The organism is Bacillus sp. LR--39 (assembly GCF_053613335.1).
The window spans coordinates 1-1,283 of sequence record NZ_JBSIOT010000207.1; the positions used below are offsets into that span (position 1 = coordinate 1).

1 protein-coding gene and 1 pseudogene are annotated in these 1,283 nt (G+C 45.6%); one reads left to right on the forward strand and one right to left on the reverse strand.

Annotated elements, in window-relative coordinates; genetic code table 11:
- Positions 1-812: zinc ABC transporter permease ZnuB (gene znuB, locus ACWHAR_RS21830; RefSeq protein ID WP_452087805.1), on the forward strand; the 812-nt coding region annotated here is incomplete at its 5' end.
- Between the two features lie 37 nt (positions 813-849).
- Here the strand turns inward: znuB and ACWHAR_RS21835 are convergent.
- Positions 850-1,283 (reverse strand): annotated as a pseudogene (locus tag ACWHAR_RS21835) (LLM class flavin-dependent oxidoreductase); the annotation flags it as partial.

A 1,283-nucleotide genomic window follows, 5' to 3' on the forward strand; every position in this document is an offset into this window, starting at 1 on the left:
GAGCTTTTCTAGCAGGCGGCATGATCGCCGTTATGGCTCCGATACTAGGAGTGTATCTCGTTCTCAGAAGACAGGCCTTAATGGCTGACACACTTTCACATATCTCATTGTCAGGTGTTGCCATCGGCTTTTTTCTCAGCACCAATATAACCGCAGCAAGCATAGTCGTCGTGACCATTGGCGCGATCGGAATTGAATACATGCGGCGGGCGTATCGGACTTATTCAGAAGTGTCCATTGCCATCTTAATGGCAGCTGGTTTGTCCTTCGCGATGTTTTTAATCAGCCTTTCCAAAGGCACAGCCAATATGAGCATTGATCAATACCTATTTGGATCGCTTGTGACAGTAAACCAGCAGCAGGTCTATATTATCAGTATTATCACACTGCTGATCCTGCTTTATTTTATCGTACTGAGAAGGCCGCTCTACCTGCTGACGTTTGATGAAGCAACAGCCAAAACATCGGGAATCAATACAAACGTTCTCTCGTTGTCATTCAGTATTGTCACAGGCCTTGCGATTTCAGTCATTATTCCGATCATCGGGGTCCTTCTTGTATCAGCCCTGCTCGTATTGCCGGCAGCATTCGCCATCAGAATTGCAAAAGGCTTTAACATGGTTTTCATTACAGCCATACTCATTTCGTTATTCAGCGTATTTACGGGACTGACATCATCCTATCAGCTCGGGACGCCGCCAGGTCCGTCTATTACCCTGCTATTGATTGTTTTGCTATTAATCGGATTTGCAGTTCAGGGAGTTTGGACGTTTATCAAAAAAGAAGCTCAGCGCAAAAAAAGGCACCGATAACATGAAAAGCAGTTTTCCCTAGGGAAAACTGCTTTTTTTATAGAACCAATCCAGCAAGGCGCTCATACGATTCTTTTTTCGCCTCAAAATTAAACACATTGCACAGAACCATGATTTCATTTGTTTCATAGCGGTCTGTGAGGTCTAACAGCTGTTGTTTGACAGTGGTTGGAGAACCGATCACCATCCGCTTTCTGTTTTCTTCTATGAGTTTTTTATCGGACGCTGTATAGGGATGGGCTTTAGCCTCCTCGATGCTTGGCACGCGGCTGTCCAAGCCTTTCCCGACGCGAAGAAGCCACAAATCCTGGCTTAATGCGAGTTCTTCTGCCTCTTCATCTGTTTTCGCGCAAATGACAAAAATCGTAAAAAGTGCGGACGGATTCGAAAAATGGGCTGAGGGCCGAAAGCTTTCCCGGTAGATGCGGAATGCATTTTCTCCTCGCGCGGGATTAATGAAATGCCCAAACA